The 3330-nt window shown below is 57.0% G+C and carries 2 protein-coding genes; both read left to right on the top strand.

What is annotated here, in order from left to right; all coding sequences use genetic code 11:
- Positions 1 to 160 precede the first annotated feature (160 nt).
- A complete protein-coding gene (locus ACWVCN_RS03995) occupies positions 161 to 2467 on the top strand; it encodes an ATP-binding protein (RefSeq protein WP_455244224.1) in 2307 nt (768 codons plus the stop codon).
- Positions 2468 to 2557: 90 nt separating this feature from the next.
- The coding region (locus ACWVCN_RS03990; protein WP_455244223.1) for a sigma-54-dependent transcriptional regulator at positions 2558 to 3330 on the top strand (773 nt) is incomplete at its 3' end.

The raw sequence follows: 3330 nt of genomic DNA, 5'->3' as shown, positions 1-3330 counted from the left end.
TTTGACGACGAAATCGTAACCCTGCCCTACGACACACCTGTGAGTCCGGGATCGTCTATTGTGGCGATCGATGATCGGGACATTCTTTTGAGCCGGGCCTCTATTTCCGTTATATTAAGTCCTCAGGCACGCGATCGGTTCAAAAAGAGGAATAATGGGCGTGAGTGATCGCCGCACAGAGACGGCTTCGCCGGTATGGACGGGCCCTGAGCGTCGCGCGGTGCCGCATAGGCCACAGGTTGCCGCGCCGGAACCGGAGCGCCGAAAACGGCATTTGCGTCCGGTCTGGATTCTTCTTCTCTTTCTCCTGCCCTGTCTCGCCCTCACGTTTTATTACGCGCAGGTGGTTGTTCCGGGCGCTGAGGATTCCGACGCCTTCTTCCCGACGACCAGTTACGCATTCGTGCTCCTGCTGATCAACCTCGATTTGATCGGTGTAGTCGTCCTGCTGCTCCTTCTCTCACGAAATCTCATCAAAACCTATTTCGAACGGCGACATCGGCTCATTGGGTCAGGGTTTCGGGCCAAGCTTGTAGCCGCGTTCATCGGATTCTCGCTGATCCCCACGATGTTGTTGGCCTTCGTTGCGAGCGGATTCGTGAACAAAGCGGTGGATGTCTGGTTCAGTGACCAGATCGACCGGGTCATGCGTGATTCGTACGAGGTTGCCAAGATGCAGCACGCCGGGCACATCACGTTGGCAGTGAACAGCGCCCGCGCGATTAGCCACGAGATTTTTCGTGAAGATTTGCTCATCCCTGAGCAACGCGATTTATTGATCGCGGCCATGGTTCGTAAACGTGCTGAATTCGGTGTCGCAGGCATTGAGGTATTTTCCGAAAAGATGGAGACACTTGCGAAGTCACTCGACCAGGACGTGCCGCCCGGTGTGCTTGATTTGCCGATCGGTCAACTCGTGCTGCAGGCGATTAATGGCAAGCAAGAAACGAACACGGTGCAGGAGGCACTGACAGGACGGCTTGTGCGGGCCGCCGCTCCGATAGCCGCAAGCGGTGGAGGCGGCGAGGTCGGCGGAGTCGTCGTGGTGGATGCCTATGTGCCGGAATCCTTACTGACGAAGATGGAGGGGATCGGGCGGCAATACGAGGAGTACAAGCAGCTCAAGGCCATGAAGAATCCGATCAAAGCCGGCGCATATCTCTTTGTGGCCGTCATTACGGTCCTGATCCTGTTCGGGGCGACGTGGTTCGGGTTTTATGTGGCGCGCAGCATTACCGTGCCGATTCAGCGGTTGGCCGAGGCGACGGATGCGATCGCCCAGGGCGACTTGTCCGTTCGGATCGACGCCAAGGCGACCGATGAAATTGGCACGTTGATCGATTCGTTCAATCGCATGACGGCAGACTTGCGGAGCAGTAAATCCGAGATCGAATCGACCAACGCTTCTCTCCGCCAGAGCAACGTGGAACTCGACCGGCGCCGTGCGTATATCGAAACAGTCGTTGATACCATCGCCGCGGGCCTGCTCTCGATCGACAGGAACGGGATCGTGACCAATTTCAATCCATCCGGCGAACAGATACTCGGACTCACGGCCAGTCGGGTGCAGGGGCGTCAGGCAAACGAGGTGTTCAAGGAATTCGGACTCACCCTCTTTCAAACCCTCTATGACCGCATGCTACAGGATCAGCGGGACGACTTGACGCTCGACGGGACGGTCGAGGTAGAAGGCAAGTTCTTGACCGTGGCGCTGCACGGCTCACGCATGAAAGACGAGTCGGATCAGGATCTTGGTATCGTGCTCGTCTTCGAAGACCTGACGGAATTGCTGAAGGCCCAGAAAGTTGCAGCCTGGCAGGAAGTGGCGCGGCGTGTGGCGCACGAAATCAAGAACCCGCTCACGCCCATCCAGCTGTCGGCGCAACGAATGAGGAAGAAGTTTCTGGAAAAGTCGCCGGACTTCGACCGGGTGTTCGATGAATCAACCAACGTGATCGTCAACGAAGTCGCCAGCCTCAAGCAGATGGTGGACGAGTTTTCGAAGTTCGCCCGGCTGCCCGCGCCACAGCTGGCGCAGCAGTCACTCCACGATGTGATAAACGAGGTAGCGGCTCTTTACCGGGGAGGCCACAAGGATATCGAGTTGCTCGTCACATTGGACGAAGATTTACCGCCGTTGAAATTCGACTGGGAGCAAATCAAGCGTGTGCTGGTCAATCTGCTGGATAATGCGATCCAGGCGATGAATCAGAAGGGAAGGGTTTGGCTGACGACGCAATACGACACGAAACGCCGGCGGGCGGTCGTGAGCATTGCGGACGAAGGCACCGGCATTGCGCCGGAAGACCAGGAAAAACTCTTTGTGCCTTACTTTACGAGGAAGAAGACCGGAACCGGTTTGGGGTTGGCGATTGTCCGGCGTATCATCACGGATCATGAAGGGCAGATTGCAGCGGGAAACAATCAGCCGCGGGGGGCGGTGTTTACATTTGAGTTGCCGGTATAAAATGGTGAAGCGTGAACGGTGAGAAGTCAGAGCGTGGTGCTGCCGACTATGTGCGCACCATGCATAACGTCTAACGTGTAACGGAGCGCTATGTCGGCATCTATTCTGGTCGTTGATGATGAAGAATCCATTGTGTCGTCGTTGAGCAGCATCTTGGAAGATGAAGGCTATGATGTATCCGTGGCCAGGAACGGGACGGAGGCGTTGAAGATTTATACGACCGAACCTCCCGATCTCATGTTGCTCGATATCTGGATGCCCGAGATGGACGGGTTGGAAACGCTGCGGCGCGTGAAGGAACTGGTGCCGACGGCGCAGGTCATGATGATGTCGGGCCATGGTTCGATCGAAACGGCGGTCAAGGCGATCAAGCTGGGGGCTTATGATTATATTGAAAAACCGCTCTCGCTCGAGAACGTCACCCTCCGCGTCAAGCATGCCTTGGATCAATATCGGTTGGAGCAGGAGAACCGCTCCCTGCGGACCAAGGTCGAGAAGAAGTTCGAACTGGTCGGGCAGTCCCAGGCGATGCAACAGCTTCGCCAGCTCATCGATACCGCCGGGCCGACGAACAGCCGCGTGCTCATCGGCGGTGAAAATGGAACGGGCAAGGAACTCGTTGCACGGGCCATTCATCTGCAAAGCGCCAGAGCAGATCGGCCTTTTGTAGCGGTCAACTGCGCGGCGATTCCCGAAACACTGATCGAAAGCGAGCTGTTCGGCCATGAAAAAGGCTCCTTCAGCGGCGCGACCTCGATGAAGCGAGGGCAGTTCGAGCAGGCGGACGGAGGCACACTCTTTCTCGACGAGATCGGCGACATGAGTCTGAGCACGCAGGCCAAGGTGCTGCGGGCGCTGCAGGA

Source organism: Petrachloros mirabilis (genome assembly GCF_975968855.1).
Note: the sequence above shows the minus strand (reverse complement) of the source record. Positions and strands in the feature narration are given on the sequence as shown.